General features: G+C 66.3%; 23 protein-coding genes, 2 pseudogenes, 1 riboswitch and 2 other annotated features. Of the genes and pseudogenes, 5 read left to right on the top strand and 20 right to left on the bottom strand.

All coding sequences use genetic code 11. The features are described 5' to 3' along the window. Positions 1 to 70 precede the first annotated feature (70 nt). Both ACW9PK_RS04830 and ACW9PK_RS04825 read right to left on the bottom strand, forming a co-directional pair. Entirely contained in the window at positions 71 to 1,357 is a 1,287-nt protein-coding gene (locus ACW9PK_RS04830; protein WP_457016807.1) for a cytochrome P450, read from the bottom strand. 43 nt (positions 1,358 to 1,400) lie between these two features. Continuing rightward, positions 1,401 to 2,624, bottom strand: coding sequence for an MFS transporter (locus tag ACW9PK_RS04825; RefSeq protein WP_457016805.1), 1,224 nt, complete (start codon positions 2,622 to 2,624; stop codon positions 1,401 to 1,403). 399 nt (positions 2,625 to 3,023) lie between these two features. Between ACW9PK_RS04825 and ACW9PK_RS04820 the strand changes: the two genes are divergently transcribed. Next, positions 3,024 to 4,214, top strand: a complete 1,191-nt coding sequence (locus tag ACW9PK_RS04820) for an alcohol dehydrogenase catalytic domain-containing protein (RefSeq protein ID WP_131333726.1) — start codon at positions 3,024 to 3,026, stop codon at positions 4,212 to 4,214. A gap of 894 nt (positions 4,215 to 5,108) precedes the next feature. On the opposite strand, the pseudogene ACW9PK_RS04815 reads toward ACW9PK_RS04820, so the two are convergent. The 8 genes and pseudogenes from ACW9PK_RS04815 to ACW9PK_RS04780 form a co-directional block, all read right to left on the bottom strand. Continuing rightward, a pseudogene (locus tag ACW9PK_RS04815) lies at positions 5,109 to 6,417 on the bottom strand (ISL3 family transposase). A 260-nt stretch (positions 6,418 to 6,677) separates the two neighbouring features. Further along, positions 6,678 to 7,718, bottom strand: coding sequence for a tryptophan--tRNA ligase (trpS, locus tag ACW9PK_RS04810; protein WP_457016802.1), 1,041 nt, complete (start codon positions 7,716 to 7,718; stop codon positions 6,678 to 6,680). A gap of 238 nt (positions 7,719 to 7,956) precedes the next feature. Then, positions 7,957 to 8,634, bottom strand: coding sequence for a TetR/AcrR family transcriptional regulator (locus ACW9PK_RS04805; protein ID WP_457016800.1), 678 nt, complete (start codon positions 8,632 to 8,634; stop codon positions 7,957 to 7,959). Continuing rightward, the gene (locus tag ACW9PK_RS04800; RefSeq protein ID WP_436434564.1) at positions 8,631 to 9,470 is read right to left on the bottom strand and encodes an alpha/beta fold hydrolase; all 840 of its coding nucleotides are present in this window, start codon (positions 9,468 to 9,470) and stop codon (positions 8,631 to 8,633) included. Before ACW9PK_RS04800 ends, ACW9PK_RS04805 begins: the two co-directional genes overlap by 4 nt. A gap of 201 nt (positions 9,471 to 9,671) precedes the next feature. Continuing rightward, positions 9,672 to 10,436, bottom strand: coding sequence for a phosphotransferase (locus ACW9PK_RS04795; RefSeq protein WP_457016798.1), 765 nt, complete (start codon positions 10,434 to 10,436; stop codon positions 9,672 to 9,674). Between the two features lie 149 nt (positions 10,437 to 10,585). Beyond that, positions 10,586 to 10,783, bottom strand: a complete 198-nt coding sequence (locus ACW9PK_RS04790) for an SDR family oxidoreductase (protein ID WP_457016796.1) — start codon at positions 10,781 to 10,783, stop codon at positions 10,586 to 10,588. Between the two features lie 20 nt (positions 10,784 to 10,803). Beyond that, a protein-coding gene (locus ACW9PK_RS04785; protein ID WP_241246949.1) for an IS3 family transposase occupies positions 10,804 to 12,038 on the bottom strand; the annotation gives its coding sequence in 2 pieces (ribosomal slippage) (positions 10,804 to 11,759 and positions 11,759 to 12,038; 1,236 coding nt in all). Continuing rightward, positions 11,647 to 11,760 (bottom strand) — a sequence feature (AL1L pseudoknot). It overlaps the preceding gene by 114 nt. Before the next feature lie 5 nt (positions 12,039 to 12,043). Next, complete coding sequence (locus ACW9PK_RS04780) at positions 12,044 to 12,778, bottom strand: SDR family NAD(P)-dependent oxidoreductase (protein ID WP_457016794.1); 735 nt, start codon at positions 12,776 to 12,778, stop codon at positions 12,044 to 12,046. 392 nt (positions 12,779 to 13,170) lie between these two features. Here ACW9PK_RS04780 and ACW9PK_RS04775 point away from each other — a divergent pair, with 392 nt between their 5' ends. Beyond that, on the top strand, positions 13,171 to 14,034 hold the full coding sequence (locus ACW9PK_RS04775; RefSeq protein ID WP_457016792.1) for a hypothetical protein: 864 nt from the start codon (positions 13,171 to 13,173) through the stop codon (positions 14,032 to 14,034). Positions 14,035 to 14,174: 140 nt separating this feature from the next. Here ACW9PK_RS04775 and ACW9PK_RS04770 read toward each other — a convergent pair. From ACW9PK_RS04770 to ACW9PK_RS04760, 3 genes and pseudogenes are all read right to left on the bottom strand, one after another. Then, positions 14,175 to 14,389, bottom strand: a pseudogene (locus tag ACW9PK_RS04770) (helix-turn-helix domain-containing protein); the annotation flags it as partial. Positions 14,390 to 14,413: 24 nt separating this feature from the next. Further along, complete coding sequence (locus ACW9PK_RS04765; protein WP_457016790.1) at positions 14,414 to 14,611, bottom strand: hypothetical protein; 198 nt, start codon at positions 14,609 to 14,611, stop codon at positions 14,414 to 14,416. Between the two features lie 462 nt (positions 14,612 to 15,073). Then, positions 15,074 to 16,012 carry an aldo/keto reductase gene (locus ACW9PK_RS04760; protein WP_457016788.1) on the bottom strand — a complete coding sequence of 313 codons (939 nt, stop codon included), beginning with the start codon at positions 16,010 to 16,012 and terminating at the stop codon, positions 15,074 to 15,076. A 291-nt stretch (positions 16,013 to 16,303) separates the two neighbouring features. On the opposite strand from ACW9PK_RS04760, the gene ACW9PK_RS04755 reads away from it, so the two are divergent. Continuing rightward, positions 16,304 to 17,611, top strand: a complete 1,308-nt coding sequence (locus ACW9PK_RS04755) for an ISL3 family transposase (RefSeq protein ID WP_457015433.1) — start codon at positions 16,304 to 16,306, stop codon at positions 17,609 to 17,611. 181 nt (positions 17,612 to 17,792) lie between these two features. Here ACW9PK_RS04755 and ACW9PK_RS04750 read toward each other — a convergent pair whose 3' ends face one another. The 5 genes from ACW9PK_RS04750 to ACW9PK_RS04730 form a co-directional block, all read right to left on the bottom strand. Then, complete coding sequence (locus tag ACW9PK_RS04750) at positions 17,793 to 18,716, bottom strand: tyrosine-type recombinase/integrase (RefSeq protein WP_457016786.1); 924 nt, start codon at positions 18,714 to 18,716, stop codon at positions 17,793 to 17,795. 363 nt (positions 18,717 to 19,079) lie between these two features. Then, on the bottom strand, positions 19,080 to 19,616 hold the full coding sequence (locus ACW9PK_RS04745; RefSeq protein ID WP_144999532.1) for a GNAT family N-acetyltransferase: 537 nt from the start codon (positions 19,614 to 19,616) through the stop codon (positions 19,080 to 19,082). Then, a complete protein-coding gene (locus ACW9PK_RS04740) occupies positions 19,613 to 20,005 on the bottom strand; it encodes a DUF6176 family protein (RefSeq protein WP_144999534.1) in 393 nt (130 codons plus the stop codon). Before ACW9PK_RS04740 ends, ACW9PK_RS04745 begins: the two co-directional genes overlap by 4 nt. 219 nt (positions 20,006 to 20,224) lie before the next feature. Next, positions 20,225 to 21,193 carry an NAD-dependent epimerase/dehydratase family protein gene (locus ACW9PK_RS04735; RefSeq protein ID WP_457016783.1) on the bottom strand — a complete coding sequence of 323 codons (969 nt, stop codon included), beginning with the start codon at positions 21,191 to 21,193 and terminating at the stop codon, positions 20,225 to 20,227. A gap of 168 nt (positions 21,194 to 21,361) precedes the next feature. Further along, positions 21,362 to 21,877 (bottom strand): hypothetical protein, encoded by a 516-nt coding sequence (locus ACW9PK_RS04730; RefSeq protein WP_457016781.1) that lies wholly within the window; start codon positions 21,875 to 21,877, stop codon positions 21,362 to 21,364. 65 nt (positions 21,878 to 21,942) lie between these two features. Between ACW9PK_RS04730 and ACW9PK_RS04725 the strand changes: the two genes are divergently transcribed. Next, positions 21,943 to 23,177 (top strand): IS3 family transposase gene (locus ACW9PK_RS04725; RefSeq protein ID WP_457016779.1). Its coding sequence is split into 2 segments (ribosomal slippage): positions 21,943 to 22,222 and positions 22,222 to 23,177, totalling 1,236 coding nucleotides; the frame shifts between segments, so codons are not numbered across the junction. Further along, positions 22,221 to 22,334, top strand: a sequence feature (AL1L pseudoknot). (Overlaps the previous gene by 114 nt.) Here ACW9PK_RS04725 and ACW9PK_RS04720 read toward each other — a convergent pair. Together ACW9PK_RS04720 and ACW9PK_RS04715 are read right to left on the bottom strand one after the other, a co-directional pair. After that, on the bottom strand, positions 23,160 to 23,849 hold the full coding sequence (locus tag ACW9PK_RS04720) for a hypothetical protein (RefSeq protein ID WP_144999381.1): 690 nt from the start codon (positions 23,847 to 23,849) through the stop codon (positions 23,160 to 23,162). The genes ACW9PK_RS04725 and ACW9PK_RS04720 overlap by 18 nt on opposite strands. Positions 23,850 to 24,123: 274 nt before the next feature. Beyond that, positions 24,124 to 24,777 (bottom strand): C40 family peptidase, encoded by a 654-nt coding sequence (locus tag ACW9PK_RS04715; protein ID WP_035959043.1) that lies wholly within the window; start codon positions 24,775 to 24,777, stop codon positions 24,124 to 24,126. A gap of 6 nt (positions 24,778 to 24,783) precedes the next feature. Next, positions 24,784 to 24,975, bottom strand: a riboswitch (cyclic di-AMP (ydaO/yuaA leader). 599 nt (positions 24,976 to 25,574) lie between these two features. Between ACW9PK_RS04715 and ACW9PK_RS04710 the strand changes: the two genes are divergently transcribed. Further along, positions 25,575 to 25,985: a four-helix bundle copper-binding protein gene (locus tag ACW9PK_RS04710; RefSeq protein WP_457016776.1), complete on the top strand. Its 411-nt coding sequence runs from the start codon at positions 25,575 to 25,577 to the stop codon at positions 25,983 to 25,985. The last annotated feature ends 242 nt before the right edge of the window (positions 25,986 to 26,227 follow it).

Below are 26,227 nucleotides of genomic sequence, written 5' to 3'. Positions count from 1 at the left end.
ACATAGAGGTGCTTACCCGAAGGGTCACCCCGCTCGCACGCGGGGTGACCCTTCGGTTCGCTCGGGTGGATCAGTGGGCGGCACGCACCCGCATGCCCGTAGCGGGGCGGGTCAGCATGTGGGTCCACGAGAACGTGAGGTCGTCCGGGTCGGTGCCCAGTTCCACGTTCGGGCGGGCCAGTGCCACCACGGCCGCGGACAGGGATGTCACCGCGATCTTCTCACCGGGGCAGCGGTGGCCCGTACGGACCTCGGCACCGCCCTGGGGGATGAACGTGCAGATGGCCTCGGCGTCGTCGACCCCCATGAAGCGTTCGGGGTCGAAGGTGCCGGCGCGCTCCCACGAAGCGGGATCGTTGTTGGTGCCCAGGATGTCGATCAGCACGCGCTGACCCTTGTGGATGGGGCAGCCCTTGATCTCGGTGTCCGCGGTGGCCTCGGCGGGGAGCATCGGGACGAATGGGTAGACGCGGCGGACCTCCTGGGCGAAGGCCACGGCCTCCGGGATGTCGAGCAGAGAACCACCCCGTGCCTGGGACGCCTCGTGGATACGGGCGGCCCATTCCGGGTGCTCCACGAGTGCTGCCCCGGCGAAGGCCGCGAAGCGAGCCACCGCCACGTTGGGGCGGGTGAGGTTCTGCAACTCCACCGCGGCGGTCTTCTCGTCCACGAGGCCACCGTTCTCGTCCACGAGGCGCGCCATGTGGGCGAGCACCGAATCCGGGTCGGCGGCCACGGTGCCCGAACGCACCCCGTGGATCAGCTGCGTGAACGTGCGATCCAGGCGGAAGCGCTCGAACCATGAGATCGGGTGCGTGGCGGGGCGCCCAAAGGTGTCCAGCAGACGGCTCATGCGGCGGGCCTGCCGGTCCATCTCCTGGCGGCTCCACGGGATCCCGGCCCACCGGAAGGACGCACGGCCGAAGGCCAGGGCCGTGCCGTCGTAGATGTTGCCGGGGGAGGTCCATTCACGGATGAGCATCTCGAGTTCCTCGGCCACGAACGGCTTGTACTGGGCCACCCGCTCGTCCTCGTAGGCCATGTCCGCCATCTGGTTCTTACGTGCGGCGTGGGCGTCCCCGTCCAGGGCGTGGACGGCACCCGACCCGAAGAGCGGGCCGCGGATGAACAGGGGCATGGCGCCGTGGCGCTTCATGCGGGAGGTGTCGTAGAAGAGGTCCACCCCTTCTTCCCCGCGCACCAGGACCGAGCGCTTGCCCAGCAGGTTCATGCTCACCGGGGCGGCGGACCCCGGGGAGACGCCCGTGCGACGTCGTACGCGTGAGGCGAAGAGGTAGCCCGAGCGCAGGAAGGAGAGGACTTGGTCGGGGCGGGTGCGTCCCGCGGTGGAAGTCATGCTCCGATCGTACGGGTACTGACCTTTCGCCGACTGGGAGGTTTCAACGCCGGGCGCGCACCCGCAGGGCGCCCGCGAAGAGGAACGCGAACAGGCCCATGAGCGGGAAGACGAACAGCGCGGTCCGCAACCCGGCGGCATCGGCAAAGAGGCCGATCAGCGGGGGCGAGAGCACGAACACGATGCGCATGCACCAGCTCACCAGGGTGAGGCCCGTGCCGGGTCTCAGGCCGGGGGCGCGGTCCGCGGCGGCATAGGCGTTGGGGACCATGGTCGCGCAGCCGAAGCCCGCGAGGGCGAACCCAGCCAGGGCCACCCACGGTGTCGGCGCGAGCGCCACGGCGCCCAGGCCCACGAAGATCAGTACGCCCCCGATGCGCGTGACCAGCACAGCGCCCAACGCGTCGATCAGCCTGTCCCCCAAAAGGCGACCCACGAACTGCGCGCCCACCAGGCTGACGTAGCCGAGCCCCACCATGCCCACGGGTGCGCCCAGGGCGTCCCGCAGGTAGACGGCGGACCAGTTGGAGCCCACGTCTTCCACGAGCACCCCGGACATGGCGACGACGGCGATCGGCAGCAGCGCGAGCGCGGCCACTCCCGCGCTACGCGGGAGCTTGGGCATCCCGGCGGTGTCCAGGGGGGCGTTCTCGGCCTGGGTGGCGGCATGTTCCGCGTGGTCGTCGGGGACGGCCCAGCGCATGGCGAAGGCCGCCACGGCCGCGAAGATGACACCGCTGATCAGGAAGTGCCAGGGCAGGGGTAGGTTCATGGCTGCGGCGGCGGTGCCCATGAGGCCGCCGATCACGGCACCCACGCTCCACAGGGCGTGCATGGAGTTGATGATGGAGGTTCCGGCGAGGCGTTGTACTCGCAGTCCTTGCGCGTTCTGCGCTGTGTCCACGAGGGCGTCCAGCATGCCCGCGACGAACAATCCGATCCAGAACACGGCCACGAGGGGAGCGGATCCGGCCACGAACACCGCTGTGGCGAGCAGGATCGAACCCACCACGGCGACGCGCGCCGTTCCGAACCTCCGCAGGATGGGGGCCGGCAGGGGGCCCGCCACCACACCTCCGATGGGGAAGGCGATTAGCGCGAACCCGTACAGGGCGTTGGACAGGTCGTACATGTCCTTGATCTCGGGCAAGCGAGGCAACAGGTTGGAGAAGATCGCGCCGTTGGTGAGGAACAGCAGGGACACCGCGATGCGCGCTCGGGTGATCCGCAGGCGGTCCATGGCCGGTGGTGGGGAAGCTGGCGTCACCCCGTCAGGCTACGGGCCGGGGAGGGTGGAGCACACTCGGGGGTGGTGTGTGCGTGAGTCCGCAGGGCCTGAATCCGCGGGGTTCGTAACATGAACATTTTGGGTGAGAAATGCGTGAAAAGTACACCCACCGGGGTGTTTGACATGTATGTCAAAAGCGCGCATTGAGTCATTCGCCCGAAATAATCGGAATCTCCCACCAAGCCAAGGCATCGTCAATATCGACATTTTGCGCCATGCAGAACGTGGATTCGTCCAGGACGCCTCCCTCCCCACGAGGCCCCTGGGGGTCGATTTAGGTTGTGCGAGACCTATGGTTAACTGAAAGAAGCCTCAGGACTGGGGCTGGACCGAGTCTCCCCGGGCCCCGGTGTGAGAACTCAAGAAGGAGTGAAGAACATGGCAGGCAACCGTTCCGTCGTCTTCCGCGGCGTGAAGAACATGCAGGTTGAGGATCTGGACTTTCCGAAGCTCCAGATGCCCAACGGCAAGAAGGCACCCCACGGTGTTGTCCTGAAGATCGTGGCTTCCAACATCTGCGGTAGTGACCTCCACATCTACCGCGGGTCCTTCCCCGCCCCGGAAGGCATGGTCATGGGGCATGAGATGACCGGGGAAGTCGTGGAAATCGGCTCTGACGTCGAGTTCCTGAAGGAAGGCGACCTGGTCTCGGTTCCCTTCAACGTGGCTTGCGGCCGCTGCCGCAACTGCCGCAACGGTCGCACCGAGGTCTGTCAGACCTGCAACCCGGACGCCGATTCCGCTGCCTACGGCTTCAACCTGGGCGGCTGGGACGGCGGACAGGCCGAGTATCTTTTTGTTCCCTATGCGGACTTCCAGCTGCTGAAGTTCCCGGACCGTGACCAGGCCATGGAGAAGATCCGCGATCTGGCGCTTCTCTCTGACATCCTCCCGACTGCCTTCCACGGCCTCATGGAGGCTGGCGCCAAGCCCGGGTCCACTGTGTACATCGCGGGGGCCGGCCCCGTGGGCCGCTGCGGCGCCGCAGCTGCGCGCCTGCTGGGGGCGTCCTGCATCATCGTCGGCGACCATGACAAGGATCGCTTGGCCCTGATGAAGCGCAACGGTTGCGAAACCATTGACCTCAACGAGGATGTCCCGCTGCAGGACCAGATTGAAAAGATCCTTGGCGAGCCGATGGTCGACTGCGCCGTGGACTACGTCGGCACCGAAGCTCACGGCATCGGCAAGGACGCGGACAAAGAGGATCCGGCCTATGCGATCAACCAGGTGATCGACGTTACCCGCGCGGGAGGCGCCACCGGCATCATCGGCATCTACGGGCCTGACCCCCTGGCGGATTCCAAGGACGAGCAGAACGGCATCTACCCGATTGAATTCGGCAACGCCTGGATCAAGTCCCCGAAGATCACCGCTGGCCAGGCGCCGATCATGCATTACAACTACGAGTTGATGCAGGCGATCCTGTGGGACCGCATGCCGTACCTGTCGGACATGCTGCAGACCAAGGTCATCAGCCTTGACGAGGCTCCTCAGGCCTACGCGGACTTCGACAACAGCTCGCAGGAGAAGTACATCATCGACCCCCACGGCATGATTGCCTCCTGATCTTGCTCACCCGGTAGTGAGGCCCTGGCAATTTGCCAGGGCCTCACTACCGCCAGGACGCGCCCCAAGCTGAGGGCGCCTTTTCGTTCTCTCCTATGGCCGGTCAGGAAAACAGCTGGCCGTGAACACGGTGCCAGGGGTTCCACAGCACCCTCCGTTGACGGCGCGTCGAGCTGGAGGAAGCGGGGGCCACCATCACCTCCGCCGAGTGGCAGATGCCCATGACCGCACTCATCGCTGTAGGCCTCATTCACGGCGAAGGTTTCCATACCGCCCCCCAGACCAGTCCCTTGGCATCTTCCGCTCAAACCCCTGAGGCATCGGAGAGCACCGGTCGGCTGCTCGAGCGCGTCCGTGAGCTGGAAACCGAGGTCCAGGAATGGCGCCGGCGCGCCGAAGTTGCTGAAGCACGAGCCGAAGAACGCCGGCGAGCTCTCGACGCCCTGCAAATCGCCAACGAAACCGAGCGCATGGCGCTGCGCATGCTCACCGGGCAGAGCTCCCACATCACGCAGGCTCCTACTACTCCGGAACCTGTTCGTCCCACCCGACGGCAGAGCCGGAAACGTCACCGGAACCCGCAGCCCCTGTGGTACCGCCCGAGCCGCTCCGCGGGTTCTTCCCCGCATCTTCTCGGCCTAAGCCCAGCTACAGGCCTCGCCCGTGGTCCTCCCGGCCAGGACCGGGGCGACGAAGGTGCTGCGCCTGTTCCAACGGGTGAAGCGGGGCTACCCGCTGTTGCTGCTGGGGCGCCGGGGGTTGCTTCCGAGGTGCTGGGGTGTCCAGCTCCACGACCTCGCGGATCTGCTCCCACTCCGCGCGGCGTGCCGCCACCACCTGAGCCTGTTGCTCCTGTTGCTGGCGCACCGCGGCCACCGAACGTTTGCCGGCTCTTCAGGATCCAGGGTGTAGTCGCGGCCTGAACCCGCCGGTCTCCAGGAGCGATCTGGCGATGTAGTTGGTGAGGTTGCGGAAGCCGAGGGCCAGGCCACGCAGGTGCTCGAGGCGACCGTTCACGGCTTCGGTAGGTCCGTTGCTCGTGCGTGGCCGGTCGAAGTAGGCCAGGACGTCGCAGGCGCGTCTGGTCAGGGTGCGGCCGAGCTTGCGCAGTTCTACCAACGCCTCAGGCACACTGTCGGCGAGGGCGTCGATCACGGAGCTCATCTCGACGCGGCCGGCTGCCCGGTCGGGGTGACGGTAGGCGGAGATCATGCGCTGGTAGATCCCCCAGGTGCACTCGACTTGCACGTGCCGGTCCCCAGCGAAGAGCTTGTCAAGGCGCTCGTGCTGGCGGTCGGTGAGCAGGTCAGCCCCGGTGTGCAGGGTCCGCCGCGCGGTGTAGAGCGGGTCGCCCTTGCGTCCGCGGTGTCCGTGCAGTTCCTGCTGGACTCGGCGGCGGCACTCATCGAGAGCGTCCCCGGCCAACCGGATGACGTGGAAGGGATCCATAACCGTGACGGCGTCCGGCAGCTCCTCGGTGGTGGCGGTCTTGAAGCCCGCGAACCCATCCATGGCCACGACCTCGATCCCATCGCGCCAAGCCTGCTCCCGCTCGGCCAGCCAGTCCTTGAACGCCTTCTTCGGCCGACCTTCGACCACGTCCAGCAGGCGTGAGGGCCCGGTGCCGTCCCGGACCGGGGTGAGGTCGATGATCGACGGTGACGTACTTGTCACCGCGCCGGGTGTGCCGCCACACGTGCTCATCGACCCCGACGACCTTGACACCGTCCAGGCGGGTCGGGTCCTCGATGAGCAGACGCCGGCCCTCAGCCAGGACCGCGTCGTTGGCGGTGTTCCACGCCACGCCCAGTCCTTCGGCAACTCGGGGCATCGACAGGTGGCCGACGACGATCCCGACCAGACCCCACCGCAGGCCGGCGCGGGAGATCTTGGCCCGCGGCGGCGCCGCAGCGGTGGTGTCCTGACGCCACACGTGCGAGCACTCCTTGCAGCGGTAGCGGCGCACGGTGAGCACCAGCGTGGTAGGGCGCCACCCGAACGGCTCGTGCGCCAACTCCCTGCTCACCGTGTCACGGGGCACGCCCTGGCAGCCGCACCGCCTGCACCAGTCGTCCGGCTCCACGACCCGGCACGCCAGCACGGACCGGTCAGGCTCGAGCAGCTGGCCGGTGACCTCCAGACCGAGGCCGTCGAGGCGGGTGAAGGTAGTCAGGTCAGGGCGCGTGAAGGTAGCGTCAGGCACGTCGAGGTCTTCCGGACGGGTTGTGTGAGAACTCCCATCATCGGAAGACCTCGACCCTCACCCCGACACCGACGCGCCGCCCCAGGTCGCACCACAGCTACACCCTCATCTGTGAAGAGCCGGCAAAGCAAGCCGTAGCCGCCAAACACAGGCACCAGAAGGCAACCCCTGATGCACACTCTGAGCAGGAGATGCGGAGGCGCTGTTCCCCCGCGGCGGCAAGGGTCTAGGGACTATTGCAGTAGCGACGTACGGGTGCATCAGTAGACGGTTCCCATGAATTCCCTGACCTCGGAGAGCGTGTCGTCGGCTAACTCGTTGGCGTGATCGTTCCCTCGCCTCAAGACTCGCAGGGCGACGTCGGGGTCCTGGGCCAGCTGCTGGCGCCGTTGGCGGTGACCGGCGAGGAACTCGTTGACCGCCTCGGTGGTCACCTGTTTGAGGCGTCCACTGCCGGCGTCACCGATCTGTTCGGCCAGCGTCTGCGGGGTGGTGTCCAAGCAGAGGGCGGCCGTAGAGAGCAGGGCCGAGACCCCGGGGCGAGTGTCCGGGTCAAAGGTGATTCGGCGGTCGGAGTCCGTGGTGGTGCGGCGGATGACCGTGGCGGTCTCATCCGCGGTCATGGACAAGGCGATGGCGTTGCCGTAGCTCTTGGACATCTTCCGCCCGTCCAGCCCCGGCACTTCCGGGGTGGCGGTGAGCAGGGCCTCGAGGACGGGGAAGACCGGCCCGTAGCGGTCGTTGAAACGGCGGGCGATGACACGGGTGATCTCCACGTGGGGCAGGTTGTCCTTGCCCACCGGCACCAAATTGCCCTTGCAGAAGAGGATGTCCGCGGCCTGGTGCACCGGATACGTCAATAGAAGCCCGCTCAGCGCCCGCCCGGAGGCGGCCGCTTCGGCCTTGACGGTGGGGTTGCGGTGCAGTTCTGCCTCGGTGACCAGGCTCAGGAAGGGCAGCAACAACTGGTTCAGCGCCGGCACGGCAGAGTGGGCGAAGATCGTCGTCCGCTGCGGGTCCAGGCCGGCGGCCAGGTAGTCCAGCACCGCGCTGTGCACGTTCTCCTGCACGCGGGCGGTGGTGTCGCGGTCGGTGATTACCTGGTAGTCGGCCAGCACCAGGAACGTCTGGACCCCGGCCCGTTGCAGACGAAGGCGTTCGACGATGCTGCCGAAGTAGTGGCCCAGGTGCAAGGCCCCAGTCGGGCGTTCCCCGGTGAGGACCCGGAATGTCTCCGGGGTCCGGTCGATGGCGCGGGTCAGTTCGGCCGAGCGCTGCTCGGCGGCGGCGAAGGACTTCATGTGCGTACTCCTCGAAGGTCGGAAGCTGCACACAAGACCGCCGAGGTGGCACGGGCTGCTGTGCAGCCCGTGAACATGCGTCAACCGGCTGCTATCGCAGCCACCACCACGCCAGACGGTTGAGCATCATGGCCCTCACTTTACCCACCCGGCAGCCGGAAAAAGTCCTCCATCGAAGGAACCCCATCTGCACTGTCCCTGAGGTGGGTTCTTTGCAGTACCGGGTTGCGCTGGTGGGTCAGGGATTGGGCGGGGAATCGTCGGCCAGTGCTCGTTGGAGTCCGTCGGCGAGCTCGCGGAAGGCGGCCGCGCCGGCGGCTGGTGCGGCCGGGTTGTCGGGTTCCAGCCCGGTGACCACGAGGTCGGCCAGCAGCTCGAAGGTCGCTTTTAAGGGCGGGGTCGTCCCCTCCCGCAGTACAGGTTCGGCCAGCAACGGGCCCACGGAGAGCACACTGAGCAGATGACTGGTGACGGCGGGATCAATGCCGGCCCTCAGCAGGCCGGCATCGGTGAGGTGTTGCAGGAAGGCCGTCCCCAGCAGCGCGCGGGGGCGGTAGCGTTCGGGTCCTCGCATCAGCCCGTCGAGGATGCGTCCGTTGTCGGTGTAGAGGGCGCGCATGAAGGGGCGCTCCAGCAGCACCGCGATCGAGTGGCGGTAGATGCCCGACAAGCGCCCGCCCTCGGGATCGGCCTCGACCCGGGCGCACGTCTGGGCGAGATAACGGCTGAACTCCCGCCGCACGGCGGCGTCGAGAAGGGCGGCCTTGCTGGAGAACTCTAGGTAGACGGCACCCTTGGAGATTCCCGCGTCCCGGGCGATGTCATCGATCGAGGTGCGCCGGACACCCGAGCGCAGTACGAGTGCAACGGCGGCATCGAGCAGCTTCTCCCGGCGGAGGGCGTCGCGGGCGCTCACCGCGCCCTCCCGGCGGGTGCGTGCTCCACCAGGAACTCCACCAGGACACGGTTGAAGAATGCGGGGCTGTCCTGGTTGGCGTTGTGCCGGGCGTGCGGGATCACCTCATACCGTGCCCGGGGATCACGGGCAGCCCACGCCGGCGCCGACCGGGAAATGGTGCCGGTCCGGTCCTGGTCACCGTGGGTCAGCAACAGCGGGTGCTCGATCCGATATCCCGGGCGCGGCCGGGGAACACGGGTGACCGCGCCCCAAACGACCAGGAACTCCTGCTTGCTCAGCGCGCCCATCGCCTCTCGGGCATAGGCCCGCACCCCGGGGCTGATCGCCAGCGAGGTCGCCATCAGCCCCTGCAGGTGCCCGTAAGGCCACCACCGGAACCACAGCAGCGAGCTGCGCAGCAGGACCAGCTCCGCACGCGAGATCGGCGCCGTCGTACACGTGGCCCCGATGACCCCGAGGGCCAGGATGCGCCGGGGATAGCGCAGCACCAGGTCCTGAGCGACATAGGCCCCCAGCGACTGACCGACCACCACGAACCGATCGGCGGCGACCTCATCGACTAGCGCGAGCACGTCCTCCGCCAGATCCGACACCTGCACCGGCACCAACCCGATCGGCTTGGACACCCCGTGGCCCCGCAGGTCCATCGTCATCACCCGGTAGCCCGCCTCCAGCAGCGGGGCCACCTGGGCGTCGAACATGCGGTGGTCCATCGTCGCCCCATGGACCAGTACCACCAGGGGCGCCGTCTCCGGGCCGCAGACCCAGGCACGCAGACGACACCCGGCGCGCTCCATCACTACTTCACGCACCTGACCGATCACATCACTCATTCATCAATATTGACCGATTATACGTGTCTGGTCAATTGGTCACGTCCGGACGGAGTGCCCCTCCGGGTGAAAAAGTTTCATTACCGTGCCACTCCACGGAACAGCTCGGCATCCTCGCACTACATGGGAACCCCAAATGCAACCCCGGTACAGGCAGCTGCGAGTCCACCAGCGCGCGGCGGGCAGCTTCAGCGGCGCTGTTCAGCGGGCCTGGGACAGGAGCGCCCTCGACCATACGTCCTGGTGGCGTTCCACGTATTCGGTTGCTGTATGCCAATGGTGGCCGTGGCCGCTGGCGAACATCGAGGCCCAAGGTTCCCGGCCGGTTTCATGGGAAGAGTGCAACAGCTCGTACATTGCCCTGGCGCGCAGCGCCATGGTCCACGGAAGCTGCTGACGCAGGTTCTGGTCGGCGCCGTAGCCATCAATCAGCGCAGCGAGCCGCGTGGCGGCGACCTCGGGGACCTCGCCGGCATCCGACAAGGTGAATGCCTGGGCCGCGTAGGCCAGGTCCCAGACACGACTACTCGGGCCAGCGCCGTCCCAGTCGATGAACACCCACCGATTTCCGATGATCAGATTCCAGGGCGCCAGGTCGTTGTGGCAAATGAGTTCTTCAGAGGGGGTAGGGATCGCTACATCCCAAGGGGCATCGACGGTGGGAGTGAATCCCTCGCTCGCGTCGTGGATCGCTCGCACGATCCGCCCGACCCGATTCAGCCCGGACAGGCTCAGCGGTGGAGCATCAAGAGCCAAGCAACCCGGGACGAACTCCGTGATTTGCCGGCCACGATCGTCCCTGCCGAGCACAGCAGGGACATCAACGTTCTTGGCCCGCACTGCTGCCATGAACTCTACGACCGCACTCGTTGCGGTCCCCCAGGGCTTGCGCACAGTCTCCCCGACGCGCCCGACACCATCGCTGGTGTTGCCCCCGTCCAATGGCACTTCCAGCTCATTCACCATCGCAGGCTATCCCGACCACACCGCTGAGGAGTGCCCATCAAGCCGAACCCCCGCTGCACCGCAGTGGTCGTGGACCATACGTCGGGGATTACTCATCTCGCAGGACGGCTGTTCCCGTCCTAGCGGAGCAGTCGGGTCTCGTTGCGCGGTCAGGTCAGACTCAGGCCCCCGTCGGTGGTGATGACCTGACCGGCGACCCACACTCCGTGGTCGGTGGTCAGCCACCCGATCAGTCGCGCCGGATCCGTGGGCCGCCCCCAGCGGCCGAACGGGGTGGCCTGCCGCCACGCCTCGAGCTCGGCCAGGGACCGGTCGGTGGTTTCCGGGTCCAGGTAGCCGGTGTTCACCGGTCTGTCCCGTGACGGGTTCAGTGGAGGCTTGGTAGTGCCGCTCCGGCGGTCGCCGGGGCGGTGTGGTGACGATAGTAGGCGTCTTCGAACTCGATCGGGGGCACGAGCCCGATCTCTCCGTGCAGGCGCCGGTGATTGAACCAGTCGACGTACTCGGCCACCGCGATCTCCAGGTCGTCGATCGACTTCCAGGGGCCCTTGTTGCGGATCAGTTCGGCCTTGAACAGCGAGTTGAACGCCTCAGCGAGGGCATTGTCGTACGAATCGCCGGTGGATCCCACCGAGGCCACCGCCCCCGCCTCGGCCAGGCGCTGGGTGTAGCGCACGGCGACATACTGAACGCCTTTGTCGCTGTGATGGACCACACCGCTGGTGTCATGGCCGTCGTGGGAGCGGGTCCACAACCCCATCTCGAGAGCGTCCAGAGCCAGGTCCGTGCGCAACGAGGTCGACAGCTGCCACCCCACCACCCGCCGGGAGAACACATCGATGACGAAGGCGGCGTAGACCCAGCCGGCGAACGTTCTGCAATACGTGATGTCGGCGACCCACAGCCGGTCCGGGGCAGCGGCGGTGAAAGATCGTTCCACCAGGTCCGGGCGGGTCTCCGGTCCGGTGCCGGCCACCGTGGTGCGCGGGCCCTTGGCGCGAATGATCCCGCGCAGACCCGCCGCCCTCATGAGCCGGTGAACCGTGCACCGGGCCACCCGGTGGCCGTTCCGGCGCAGCGCGGCGTGGACCTTGGTGATCCCGTACACCCCGTAGTTCTCCGCGTGCACCTTGGTGATGACCGCGGTCGTGGCCGCGTCGCTGACCGATCGCGCTGAGGGCGGGCGGGTCTTGGCTGCGTAATAGGTGCTCGGGGCGACCTGCAGAACCTTGCAGATCGGCTCGACCCCGTACTCGCCCTTGTGGGCGTCGATGTAGGCCACTACCTGTTGTGTGGGCGGTCGAGCTCCGCCGCGAAGAAAGCCGAGGCCGACCGCAGGATGGCGTTAGCCCTGCGGAGTTCCCGAACTTCTCTCTCGAGCTCGGCCAGCCGCTGGGCGTCATCAGTGGTGGTTCCTGGTCGATATCCCTCATCGACCTCGGCCTGTCTCACCCAGTTCCGCAGCGTTTCCGGGTTGATCCCCAGCTGCTGACCGATCCGCGCCAGCGCCCCGGCCTTCGTCGCCGGGTCCCGCCGGGCCTCCACCGCCATCCGGGTGGCGCGCTCTCGCAACTCGTCCGGGTACTTCCTCGGTGCCCCCATGACTCTCATCCTTCCGTGGAATGAAAGCCTCCAACAGACCCGTCACGGGACAGTCCCGGGTTGATGGTGTTCAGCACGATGCCCACCTCGAGCAGTTCCGCGGCCACCGTGGGTGTCACCCCGGCCAGAGCCGCCTTGCTCGTCGCGTAGGCGACCTCACCGCGCATGGGCCCATCGTCCTGGCCCGAGGTCATCCAGAACACCCGGCCCGCCGCCCGTTCCTCGATGGGTCCGGTGCTCCCGAGGCGCTGCCCAGGCCGGGCCGGTGCGGACCGAGCAGCCGTGGCCGTGTGGCGCTGGGCGAAGTGACGGGTCAACAGCAGTGTGGAACGGGTGTTGGTGTCCCAGAACGCGTCCAGGGTCTCGGCGGTCATATCGAGGATGGAACCGTCCCCACCGCTGCGGGCGTGGTTGCACACCAGGATGTCCAGGCGCCCAGTCAGGGCGTGAGCCTGGGCCACGAGGTCCTCGACGGCGTGGGCGTCCCGCAGGTATGCGGAAAAGTCCCCGGCGACCGCCCCGTCCTGAAGGACCGCCCGGATGCCGGCGCGCACGGCATTCAGGTCGTCGGCGCCCCACGGCTGATCCGTGTCGTGCGGGCTGTAGTGGTGGAAGAACACGCTGGCCCCCAGGAAGGCGAGTTCGACCGCCACTGCGTAGCCGATGCCGCGGCGGCGGGAAACCCCGGTGACCAGGGCGGTTCTGCCCTGCAGCGGGCGCGCGGAAGAAGGATGAGACATGGTGGTGCTCCTGACGTAGTCGGGGATTCGTCGATCACAGGGCAGGCACTCACGCAGTCTTCATGTTGGGGAACCTAACAGCGATCACCGCTGCCGGCGACAGGACGCCGGGAAAAGCTCCCCGTGGCCAGCACCCGGTCACGATCGCGGCGACACATCGCGGCGTGCCCGCAAAAGTCCTCTCGGCCGCTCTCAACAGCTCACCCGCCGGTGAACACCGCGAATTCCTCCAGCCGTGCCACCACCGCCACCAGCAACTCCCTCAGCTCCCAGGGCTTCCCGTAGGCGTCGATCAGTAACCCCGTCCGAAACCGGGCAGTCGCTACATGCGTCGTCTGGGCGACGCAGTGTCCGCCGAGGTCTAGGGACACTCATGACCTAGCATCCGCATCATGCGTGTTGAAGATTTCTTCGAGGAAGCGCCTCGCCAAGCCTTCGTCGGAATGTCCCGGGACTTCGCTGGCCACTCCCAAAAACTGCGAGAGGATCTCATCGATCAGCTCCGCAGCGGCCCCCTGCCTGGTGAAGACGATCTCTCCTGCACCATCGCACTGATGCACCTCGTTCATGAGGAGCTGGAAGCATACGGCACCGACAGCAGCCAACGGCTCACGGACGCACAGATCGCCGCATCCCAGCGCAGTCTGCGGGCCGCCCTGGAACGCCACCGCATCACGTTGGAACTGCCCTGGCGAAACTTCACTACGTTCAGGAGCTATTGGATAAAAAATGACTGCCGGGACAGCTGGCAAGCTCGACGTGATCTGCTGGACGAGAAGCTGGGCCCGGCCGAACGGCAACTTGAGCAGCTTGAGGAGGATCGCTTCCACGCCGTCATGGCACAGGGCGTCTCACCCCACACCAAGACGGGCTGGCCCAAGGTCGATGAAGAACTTATAGAGATGAGAAGGCTTTTCCAATCTGCCACCACCACTCAGGACTATCGCGACGTTGGCAACAGGTGCGTGGCCGTGCTGGAAGCACTGAGCCGAACCGTCTACGACCCCGACCGTCACCTCCGCGCAGGCGAGGAAGAACCTCCCGTGGATAAGACCAAGCAACGAATCGGCCGCTATGTCGAAGACTCCCTCGCCGGTAAGGACAACGAAGAAATCCGTGGTGTGGCCACCAAAGTCATCGCCCTCGCCCACCGCGTGAAGCACTCCTCGACTCCGACCCGTCGAGATGCTGGCATCACCGCGGACTCAGTGATCCTCCTAAGCAACATTCTTCGACGCGTGGAGCAACATCTCTAAGGGGACCACAGCTGGGCACTGACATGCTTCCTCGGGAGTCCCGGGAGTCCGCTGACTAGTGATGCCCGTTTGACCCGCCCGGTGAAAAGCCTGCTGAGGGGGCGACATATGCATCATGGCTTCAATGGGACAGAACGACCTCAGATAGTGCTCGCTTGCGGCGGCTCCCGGCTCCGCCGGTACAGGGTCGCCCTCGACATGCCCAGGTCGCGGGCGACCTGGGTGGCCGGCTCCTCACCTCGATCCGTCGCAACGCGCCCCGGATCTGGGAGTCAGTGAACGTGGGACGGTGCCCGTCGAGGTCCTTGCCAGCTGCCCGGCATTTGATCACCGAGTCGGTGACCCGCTCCCGTTTCTGGAGTCGCTCCCTGGGTGGCCGCTATTTTCCGAACTTCTTCAGTGCCTTGTCTAGGTCACTGAGAGCCTTCGATGTCTTTCGGGCGCCGCCGCCTTCGTCCTGCATCTTCACGCTGTGCCCGCGCGAGCAGCGCAGCGTGCGTTGCTTGGCGACGTCATCGAGTGTGAAGCGGACCTTGCCTCCACACTCGGGGCACCCAGCCTCCAGTTTGTTGGTCATTGCCTGATCGCCCTTCGATGGGAAGTTTCGGTCACCATGATGATCCTGAGCCCCGACGGTTTTGGAACCGACACGACCAATGGTCCGCGGTTCTTACTTGAACAGCGCCGCAGACCTGGCACCTAATCCGTAGCGCTGGGTATGCCTCATTGCGACACCTCTACTGTTGGCTCCAGCGCGTTGCGATGAGGCCCCGTCCTGACTTGTGCGACAAAAGTGCCTACGGGTCTAGGTATCGTGCGGCGGAGCTGCGCCTGGTGTGGCGCGGGTTGAGTCAGGCGCCGCGGTTCTCTACGTCATCGCTTCCGCTGTACAGGTAGCAGGTGTGATGGCAGCGACAGAATCAGCCGGATATATAGATCCTGACCTACCAGGATGGATTGAAAAGGAGAGCACTGTGCAGGGGTTGCTCAGCAGCCAGCCTTGCTAATCCCGCACACGCTAATAAGCCTGCGTGTGCCGTCAGGACGCTGTATCCAGTTTTTCCATGTGGGCCTGCGACAACCGGAGCTCCGCAGCAGCCGCAGCGGACTCGAGCTGCTCCACCGAGCTCACTCCCACAATCGGCCGCACCGCAGGACGGGAACTGTTCATCCAAGCCAAAACTATCTGTCCTAGTGTTGCTCCCGTCTCATCGGCCACCTCCTGGAGTGCCCGGAGCCTGCGGTGGGTGCCTGGATGATCGTAGGAGGATGGAAGCTGTGAGCCGGGGCGATGGTAGAAACCTGTCATCAAGGGGGTGTACCCCCATAGCTCGATTCCTGGGTTTGAGCTGGCGTAGTCCAGAGTCTCCGTGGACATCATGCCAAATGGGTGGTCCTGGCCCTCCACGGGGGCGTCGGGGCGGGGGTGTAGGTAGGACCATCTCTGCTGGATGGCGGTCACTACTGAGTTGCCACGGTCTCCGGCGAGGCACCGTGCCCGCTCGACTCTCCAGACTGGATGGTTCGACCAACCAATCCGGGCTGCCCGGCCGCCGTCCACGAGATCGCCGAACACGTCAACCGTTTCGTGGAGTTCAGTACTGCGGTCCTCCATGTGGGTCCAGAGCAAATCCACCGAGTCCACACCCAAACGCTCGAGGCTGCCCGCTACAGCATCGAGAACGGCTCGCCTCGAAAGACCCTCGACGTCCGTGGGAAAGCCACCGGGCCGCTTCGGCTCAGCCCCTACCTTGGTGCTCAGCAATACGTGCTCCCTGGCGTCTGGGCGGGATGCCAGCCATCGACCGATCGTCGTTTCGCTTTGCCCGCCGAACCCGCCCGCTGACCCCCAGAACGCGTAGCAGTTAGCCGTGTCGATCCATCGACCGCCCAGCTCGACGTACTTGTTAAGGATGTTGTAGCTGGTTTGTTCGTCAACGCGGGTACCAAAATGCATCGTTCCTAGTGCAATATTCACGATTCCTCCGGAGTTTTAGGCTGGGGCTGAGATCATGGGTCGAGCGTCCAGCATCAGTGCTTCGTAGGCGTCGGGAAAGGTCTCTACCCCCGTCTAGTGTCTGTAGATGTCGCATAGGGCGGTACTGGTAGTCAACACGTAGCGCGGGACTGTTCCCAAAAGGACTCTCGACCCTATATGGGGCTCTTCAGGATCCAGGGTGTAGTTGGGGTCGGCGCGTCGGTCGCCGGATAGGGGTCGAGGCCTCCCGAAGATGAAGGTTCCTACACGCCTCATCTGGAAGACCTCGACGTGCCTGACGCTACCTTCGCCTGCCCTGACTTGACCACCTTCTGCTGTCTCGACGAGCTCGGTCTTGACGTCGTCGGTCAGCGCCTCGAGCCCGAGCAGGCGATCCTGGCCTGCCGGGTCCTGGAACCGGACCAGTGGTGCCGACGCTGCGGCTGCGAGGGCACGCCCCGCGACACCGTGGTGCGGCGCCTGGCGCACGAGCCGCTGGGCTGGCGACCTACGACGCTGCTGGTCACGGTTCGCCGCTACCGGTGCACCGGGTGCGGACACGTGTGGCGCCAGGACACCACCAAGGCGGCCGAGCCGCGGGCGAGGCTCTCCCGTCGCGGTCTGCGGTGGGCGCTGGAAGGGATCGTGTGCCAGCACCTGACCGTGGCCCGCGTCGCCGAAGGCCTGGGAGTCTCGTGGAACACCGCCAACGACGCCGTGCTGGCCGAGGGCAAGCGGGTGCTCATCGACGACCCCGGCCGGTTCGACGGGGTCAAGGTCATCGGCGTCGACGAGCACGTCTGGCGCCACACCCGCCGCGGCGACAAGTACGTCACCGTCATCATCGACCTCACCCCGGTTCGCGCCGGGACGGGTCCCGCCCGGCTGCTGGACATGGTCGAGGGCCGCTCCAAACAGGCGTTCAAGACATGGTTGGCCGAGCGCGAGAACCCTTGGCGCCAGGGCGTGGAAGTAGTCGCGATGGACGGGTTCAGCGGGTTCAAGACCGCCACCACCGAGGAGCTGCCCGAGGCGACCGCGGTCATGGATCCCTTCCACGTCGTGCGCCTGGCCGGCGATGCCCTGGATCAGTGCCGGCGCCGCGTTCAGCAGGACACCCGTGGCCACCGCGGCCGGGCCGGCGATCCCCTCTACTCGGCTCGCCGGACCCTGCACACCGGAGCGGACCTGCTCACCGACAAGCAGCGGGACCGGCTGGAGAAGCTGTTCACGGCCGACGCCCACGTCGAGGTCGAGGCCACCTGGGGGATCTACCAGAGGATGATCGCCGCCTACCGAGAACCCGACCGGGCCCGAGGCCGAGCGCTGATGCAGCGGCTGATCCACTCCCTCAGCCACGGCGTCCCGGGTGCGTTGAGCGAGGTGATCACGCTCGGCCGGACCCTGACCAAGCGGGCCACCGACGTGCTGGCCTACTTCGATCGTCCTGGTACATCCAACGGCCCGACCGAGGCGATCAACGGCCGGCTCGAACACCTGCGCGGCTCCGCGCTCGGGTTCCGCAACCTCACCAACTACATCGCCAGATCGCTCCTGGAGACCGGCGGGTTCAGGCCGCGACTACACCCTGGATCCTGAAGAGCCCTATATGGTCTACACCCGTCGAACTTTGCTAATCACCGTGAATGGTAGCAGAACGCCGCACCCCATTCTTACCGCAGACCTCTATCCATATACGTACTCATTCTCTGTTGAAGAGGCCAGAGTCGACAGTTTTACCACCTCTCTATCTGGGATATAGGTCACTCCACCCGTGTCCTTAGTCGAAGAGGGCTCCGACGGTGTGGGCGCTGGAGTTGGCCAGGCGCCGGCGGGAGTGGTCGTAACGGCGGGTGGTGCGCGGGTCCGCGTGCCCCAAAGAATCCTGAAGGTGGTGGAGGGGTACCCCGAGTTCCAGGGCAAGAGTGGCGTGGGTGTGGCGCAGCACGTGGGAGGACATCGGTTTGGAGATCCCCGCCTTGGTAGCCAATCGGGTCAGGGTGGTGTGGACGTTGGTTCTGGCCCAGGGGGCCCCGGTGCGGGTGGTGAAGATCAACCGGTCCACCTCTCGCCCGGTGGCCAGTTCGTCTCCCAGGACACCGACCAACCCGTAAAGAGCTGCGGCGGTGTGCTCTGGCAGTGCAACCACCGCTTTCTTCCCACCCTTGCGGCGGATCACCAGCCGGTCCGACGACAACCCAGCCTGGGTTGCGGTGAGTGCCTCACCGATCCGTACCCCGGTGGAGAGCAACAAGTCCACCAGGGCGTGGGATCTGGGGGAGTCGGCCACCGCGGCGTCCAGTAAGCGCATGGCCTCCCGCCTGGTCAGAGCCGCGGTGGTGGTGTGGTCCTGGTCCACGACCGGCCGGCCCACGTACTGGGCAGGGTTCTTGGCCACAGCATCAACGGTGATGGCGTAGGTGTAGAACGCGGAGATCGCAGCCAGCCGACGCGCCAACGTCGTGTCCGCGTCACCGGCTGAGCTACGGGCGCGGGCGAAAACATCCACGTGCGCGCGAGTCACCCGCAGTAGATCCACGCCACCGGCGTCGAGGAACTTACAAAACACCCGTGCGTCCACCCGGTACGAGGCCCGGGTGTTCGGTGAGGGGTAAGACGCCAACCAGGAACCGATCAACCCACCATGAGCGTCCGCGTTGGGCGCGGGCGGGGTGCGAGAGACGATCTGGGTGGTTTCGGGCACGGGAACCACCCTACCGCCTAAGCAATGACATAACAAATATTATGTTATGTATGCAGCCTCTGTTCCGAGGCACCTGTGTTCACGGCTGCGGGGACCACTGGTGACCGTCGAACCACCACGGCAGAGGGGCCACAGGGTAGAAGCCGAACACGCTCTCAGTCCCGTAATGCCTTCGCCGCGCTGGTTCAGCGGGAGGACGTGGTGGACGTCCACGACCCCCTCGATGCCGTAGCTGGCCCTGGAGTCAAACCCGCACACTTCGCACGCCAAACCGCCTGTGGCGGCGCGGACGGCGTCCTTCTTGGCGGCCACCAGCTTGCGGTCGCGTTCGTATCGGTGGTGCAACTGGTAGAGGGAGCGGCCCTATAGCCCACGTACACCCCTTCCTCCTCCTTCCTCACCGAGGTGGGAATTTCGGCCTCGTAGGCCCGGATGGCGACGACGGCCAGGAGGAGCTCGTTGCGGCGGTGCGCCCACTGCTCCCACACATCCCGGGGTAGGCGCCCCGCCATTGGGCCACCCGCCGGACTGGTCGGGGTTGAGGTGGTCGAAGGCAATCCGCAGGGCCTGCCTGACTGCGGTGGTCGCCACGCCCCGGCCAGTCTGCTCGCGGGCGACCCAGTAGCCGAGGGAGCAGAACTGGCCGGCTCCGCGCACCACACTGGCGAGGTTCAGACGTCCGAAGAGGGCGCAGGAGCCGTCGGTAATGACGAAGGCGTGAGAGCGGCCCGCTGCGCGGTCCGCGTCCGCCTGCTCCAAGACTTCCCGCTGGCCCTCCGCAGTGAACCAGGACTCCGGCCGGGCCGGCTCCCACGGGACGAGGTGCTCCCGCTGGGAGACGATCAGCGTCGCGAGGGCGGGGGTGTCGTCGGGAGAGGTGGGGCGGAGTCGGGTGGTCATGTGTCGCGCCCGGGGTGAGGGGTGCTGTCCTGCGGGCCGTCGAGGGGCTTCATGGCGGCCTCGACGCGCTCCGGCGTCATGTGGATCTGCGGGGTCAGCTCCTGGGGAGGGAAGTCGGGGTCGATGACGTCTCGCCAGAACTCAAGGTGCTTCTTGTCCAACCAGTGCTGCGACTCCTGGACGGAGGCGCGGTCTTCACCCTGCACGGAGTACCAGTAAAGGTAGGTGATGCCGTCGCGAACCTCACTGAGGATCGTCTCGACGTACATCTGCTCGGGCTCGAGGGTCTCGCGGAACGCCTCGGGATTGGCGCGGAGGAAGTCCATCCACGCGGCCGCGCGCTCCTCGGCGCCGGCGCGGACGCGGAATCGGGTCAGTTCGATGATCACGGCAACACCTTAAGTCACCTTGGTATGAGGTGGGCGCGCTGCCGGCCTAGAACACCGTGCGGCGGTCTAGCGGCCGGACCTAGGATGGGCATTTGCCCACGCGAGATACTGGAAATTTATCGGCGCACTTCACACGTCAACCCCGACTACTCGGAGAGGGGGTAGCAAAAACGACCGATTTAGCCCCCAACGAGCCAAGGCGTGGGTCCTTTTCCCGTCTCAGTGGAGAGCTGCCCGCAGGCAGATCTCCTCTCCGTCGCTGAGTCCCGCCGGGCGGGGGGTCCTCCTGGACTCCTCCGTCCGCAAAGCTGCGATGAGCGTGTCGCGCAGCGGGCGGCGGTTCAGGCCCTGGGCGAGAGCCCGGGAGGAGTCGACAATGTTCACGTATCGCCAGCCCTCCCATGGCACCCACAGCGGCAGCGACGCAGGGCCGGCCCACGGGCTGATACCGCACTCGTCGAGCGTCGCGTCGTCGACCACACGCGGCCGGGCGGTCGAGCTGGTGATGTCGATACTGGCGTCGACGACGTCCCGAAGGACGTGCGGGGTGCCGGCCGCGTTGAAAACCCCGGTAATCCGTTGCTCGGCGCACCGCAGGATCCAGGCGGCGAGATCCTCCACGTCGATCAGGGCCACAGGGAAAGAGTCGTCGGGGACGATCACGTCGGGACCCGTCGGATGGGCGAAGCGCCACGGGTAGTAGCCGGAGCGGCCAGACTCGTCGCCGGCACCGCCGATCAGCCCTGGCCGGATGACCGTCACGGGATCCGGGACGTCCAGGTAGGTGAGCTCACACCGGCGTTTGGCCGCCGGGTACTGGTCCATCGCTGTCATGAGGTCAGCTTCCAGCGGAGCCACCACGGCTGCGTCCTCGTCCTGGTCGGGTACCTCAAACGAAACGTAGACGCTGGTCGTTGAGACAAAGATGCGGTGCGAGGCGGTGAGCCGGCTCGTGGCATCCCGGGCGTGCCGGGGATGGCTGGTCAGATCGACGACGGCGTCCCACGCCCTGCCGGTGACGGACGCCAGGGCTTTCGGGTGGTCGCGGTCAGCCTGGATGAACTCCACTCCTGCGGGCGCCGGAGCCGAGCCACGGGCCAGGCACGTGACGGTGTGGTCGGCGTTAAGTGCGGCGAGGGCGAGGCCCCGGCCCAAGAACCCGGTGCCGCCGAGAATGAGGATGTCCATGGCCTCATTTTGAGTGGGTGGAGTGCCGAAGCAAAGCAGATTCGTTGATAGCGGGAAGAGTCGATCCCTCAAAAGGCGAGACGCAAAGACCTCCCTGAGTGGAGGCGGGGTCATGATGACGGGGAAGTCGAGCTAGCCGGGCAGCGACAGACGAGAAGAACCGGACGCTTATCGCGGCGAGTCACAGACCAATCCGCGGCCGTGCTGCTCATGTAGCGAAATCGACCGGTTGAGCCACAGGGCCGCGTTCGCCGCCTCGACACGTCCTTGGAGGCGACGAACGCCGTCTCGAATCATCGCGCCATATCCCTCCTCGGGCAGTCGTGCGACAGATTGCTGCGCCCGTACAACCTGATCTTCGGCGTCTTGGACGCGCCCAGCGCGCAGGTAATCATCACCGAGGTTGAGGTGCAAGCTCGGAGCGAACCCCGCTGTCGAGGGAACTCCGATGGCTGCGAGGTCACCGTCTTGGAGGTGTGTGAACTCTGTCAGGGCTTGCTCGTCCCAGCGAGTCTCGCTCTGAAGATTCTCCTGCTGGTCGGCCAGGTAGTGCGCCAACACGCACCGGTGGGCATGGTCTTCTTCGACCGTCTCATCCCAGCACTTTTCAAGAGCCGCCTTAGCGGCTTCGCTCTGACCGTTAACCGCTTGACCGACTGCTTCGAGGACTGGTTCCCAACTCATGCCCCCAACGCTATGTCCCGTGACGGGTCTGTTGGAGGCTTTCATTCCACGGAAGGATGAGAGTCATGGGGGCACCGAGGAAGTACCCGGACGAGTTGCGAGAGCGCGCCACCCGGATGGCGGTGGAGGCCCGGCGGGACCCGGCGACGAAGGCCGGGGCGCTGGCGCGGATCGGTCAGCAGCTGGGGATCAACCCGGAAACGCTGCGGAACTGGGTGAGACAGGCCGAGGTCGATGAGGGATATCGACCAGGAACCACCACTGATGACGCCCAGCGGCTGGCCGAGCTCGAGAGAGAAGTTCGGGAACTCCGCAGGGCTAACGCCATCCTGCGGTCGGCCTCGGCTTTCTTCGCGGCGGAGCTCGACCGCCCACACAACAGGTAGTGGCCTACATCGACGCCCACAAGGGCGAGTACGGGGTCGAGCCGATCTGCAAGGTTCTGCAGGTCGCCCCGAGCACCTATTACGCAGCCAAGACCCGCCCGCCCTCAGCGCGATCGGTCAGCGACGCGGCCACGACCGCGGTCATCACCAAGGTGCACGCGGAGAACTACGGGGTGTACGGGATCACCAAGGTCCACGCCGCGCTGCGCCGGAACGGCCACCGGGTGGCCCGGTGCACGGTTCACCGGCTCATGAGGGCGGCGGGTCTGCGCGGGATCATTCGCGCCAAGGGCCCGCGCACCACGGTGGCCGGCACCGGACCGGAGACCCGCCCGGACCTGGTGGAACGATCTTTCACCGCCGCTGCCCCGGACCGGCTGTGGGTCGCCGACATCACGTATTGCAGAACGTTCGCCGGCTGGGTCTACGCCGCCTTCGTCATCGATGTGTTCTCCCGGCGGGTGGTGGGGTGGCAGCTGTCGACCTCGTTGCGCACGGACCTGGCTCTGGACGCTCTCGAGATGGGGTTGTGGACCCGCTCCCACGACGGCCATGACACCAGCGGTGTGGTCCATCACAGCGACAAAGGCGTTCAGTATGTCGCCGTGCGCTACACCCAGCGCCTGGCCGAGGCGGGGGCGGTGGCCTCGGTGGGATCCACCGGCGATTCGTACGACAATGCCCTCGCTGAGGCGTTCAACTCGCTGTTCAAGGCCGAACTGATCCGCAACAAGGGCCCCTGGAAGTCGATCGACGACCTGGAGATCGGGGTGGCCGAGTACGTCGACTGGTTCAATCGCCGGCGCCTGCACGGAGAGATCGGGCTCGTGCCCCCGATCGAGTTCGAAGACGCCTACTATCGTCACCACACCGCCCCGGCGACCGCCGGAGCGGCACTACCAAGCCTCCACTGAACCCGTCACGGGACAGTCTTGACCGGTGCCTAGTTGTCCCATGGCAGCGGAGGCGATGGTCGCGCTCTTGCCGGAGGGCGAGCTCAGCGAGGTGACCGTGCGCTCAGCGGACGGAGCGGCCGGCGTAGCTGGCTTTGGGGCAGAAGCGACGGCGGTCCTCGGGCCAGCCTGCGCGGCTGGTTCCCGGGCGGGAACCGCCACCGGGGCAGGCTCGGTGACAGGCTCCGGGACCGTCTGGACGACTGGTTCTTGAATAGCTGCTTCTTGGACAACTGGCTTCGCGGCGAGTGTGTTGGCCGGTGCGTTGGCCGAAACGGGCGTGGCGGCCGGCGCCGGAACGGCCCCACCGGGTGCCACAACGGCCGGAACATCGAGCTTCTGCTCGGTCTTCTTATGCTCGGCCTTCTTCTGCTCGGTCTTCTGGTCGGTCTGCTTCTCGGCTGTGGTCACGTGGGCGACCGGCTCCAGGGACGGGGTGGGCGCTGCGGTGGGGGTGGCGGCAGCGACGGCCGACAGCGGAGCCTCAGCGGAGGCATCCGGGGCCGGGGTGGCCTGCACCGAGACGGTGGTGGCCAGGGCCAGCCCGGAGAAGGCGGCGACGGCGGCCACGGTGCGGGCCTTGCCGGTGAGGAGGGAGGTGATGCCGTTGGGGGAGGTCAGGTCACGAGTCATGAGGAGTTGTGCAGGCTTTCTGGCGGGCCGGGCGGATCTGCCGGAACGGTGCGGTGACAGCACGGAGCACCCCGCTCGGGGGCGCAAGATGTCGCGGGGTCCGGCAGAGCGGGCCCCGGATCAGGAGCACCGCGCACGGCGGAGAAGTGGAGGAACGGTGTGGTGTCTGCAGGGGAGGAAAAACTCACTCGCGAGGCAGGAATTCCCTGGATCAGCAGCTGCAACAACCGGGGCCCTCCGCAGCGACTCAGGCCGTTGCGGAGGGCGCACCGGGTCAGCGGTAGGTGTAGTACCCGTCCACCGGCATGGCGTTGACGGAGTGGACGAAGGTGCCCTGGGCGGGGTTCAGGGCGGAGATCATTTTGCCCCCGCCGATGTAGATGCCGATGTGGGCCCCGCCGTTCTGGGAGACGAGGTCTCCGGGCTGCGGGTTGGTCGTGGGGGTGGCCGCGGCGATCTGCTGGAAGCTGGTGCGGGGGATCTCGATGCCGTTCTGGGCGTAGGCCCACTTCGTGAATCCGGAGCAGTCCCAGGCGCCGAAGGCGGTCCCGCCCCAGACGTAGCCGGTGCCGGCGCCCTGCATCGCGGTGCCCACAATCCCGGACGCGCCGGTGATCTCGGTGATCTCCGTCGACTGGGTGGACACCGTCGCGGTCGAAGCGCTCTGCTCAGGAGCCGCCGAGGCCTGGGGGGAGACGGCCTGGGGGGCAACGACGGCCCGGGGGGCTGTCGAAGAGTAGGCCGCCAGAGCGGACGCGGGGGCCGAGTAGGCAGTGGCGGTGTCCGTCGGGACCTCGGCGTAGGCCTGAGCCGGGGCGATGGAGCCGATCACTGCCGCACCTGCGGCAGCCGCGACCGTGGTGGTACGCACCAGGGGCGAGGTGGTCTCGGCGCGGTGGCGGGCAGTACGGCGCTTAAAAATGGTCATGGGGTGTGTTCCTCCCTTTGCCTACGAGGTGAGCTGTCGGATGCGGGTGGGAGACACCCGGCCGCCCCGGACGCATGCGTTCCGGGTGACTTAACCCCTAGGTCCCGGACCCCAGGACCGAAAATGGTTCCCCCGCTTCTGCCAAGCGATTTCTCTTCAGGAACCCCGAGCACCGGCAGAATTCGGCGATGTGCACGAGGGCGCCGACCGGATCAATCAGCGGCACGCAGTGGACAGTAGCCCACTCATAACGAAAGTGTCACGTTTAGATCACGGCCCGGATTCTTTCTTCGGCCGGGTCTGAAAGCTTGGGCTGCCGACTCTGAAAAGGCCCGGCCCAGAAGCCGTGGGTTCGTCGCTCCTGTGGCTCCGCATCACGACTGGCGTCGCATCCAATGCCGTTTGACTAGGGGAAATGGCGTCAGTGCACGGCCCTGCATGGACACCACCCCCCAGGGCGAGGGGGTTTGGGGTCGTGGGCGGCCTTCAGTATCACGAGGGGTGGCACGGAGAAGACTTTGAGGATTCCTTGAGCTTTCCTTCAGATTGAGAAGTTTCGGGGATGCCGTTCTGGGCCGCGCAGCGCGATTTCTTCATGAAAACTCCATAATTGCCCGGATCCCCGGCGGAGAAGGCCGCCCGAGGGAGTAGCGCTGTGCGCCACTGTGGCCTGGATCTTCATCAAATCTTCAAGAATTTGGGGCGCGCCACACGGAAAAGGCAGTTTACTGTCGATGGTATGGCGGGCTGGTTCCGGCTGGTTCGTCTCCTCGAGGAAGCCGACGAAGGAGCAAGCCATGACCCATCACGTGAGTGCGATGCGGGAGGCCTACCCGAAGGACCTCGGCGGGGTGGACAAGGGGAAGCTGGCCGCCTGTATCCAGGCCTGTTTCCAGTGCGCCCAGACCTGTACCGCCTGCGCGGATGCCTGCCTGTCCGAGGACATGGTCGCCGAGCTGACCAAGTGCATCCGCACCAACCTCGACTGCGCGGACCTGTGCGAGGCCACCGGACGTGTGCTCTCGCGGCACACCGGCTACGACGCGAACATCACCTTGGATGCGATCAAGGCCTGCCAGATGGCCTGCAAGGCGTGTGCAGATGAGTGCGAGCAGCACGCGTCCATGCACGAGCACTGCCGGATTTGTGCCGAGGCCTGCCGGCGGTGCGAGGCCGCCTGCGCCGAACTGGTCGCCTCCCTGGGCTGAGTCTCGCCTCCCACAGACCCATCACCCGGGCGGCGGGGGCGGTGAGGACACCCGTGGCCACCGGGATCGGCGTCACGGGCCGGATCTCCTCTGCGGAGGGGGCCACCGCCATGACGCACCCGCCGCCTGGGTGATGGCCCCCTACCGGGGGTTCCGTGGAGAGCGGCTTCCGCGGGAACTTGGCCTTTTCTACAGGCTCAGACGCTGACCGGCGGATACCCGTGACGGGTCTCCGTCGGTGA

It is taken from the genome of Kocuria sp. MNB10 (assembly GCF_054073685.1).
Note: the sequence above shows the minus strand (reverse complement) of the source record. Positions and strands in the feature narration are given on the sequence as shown.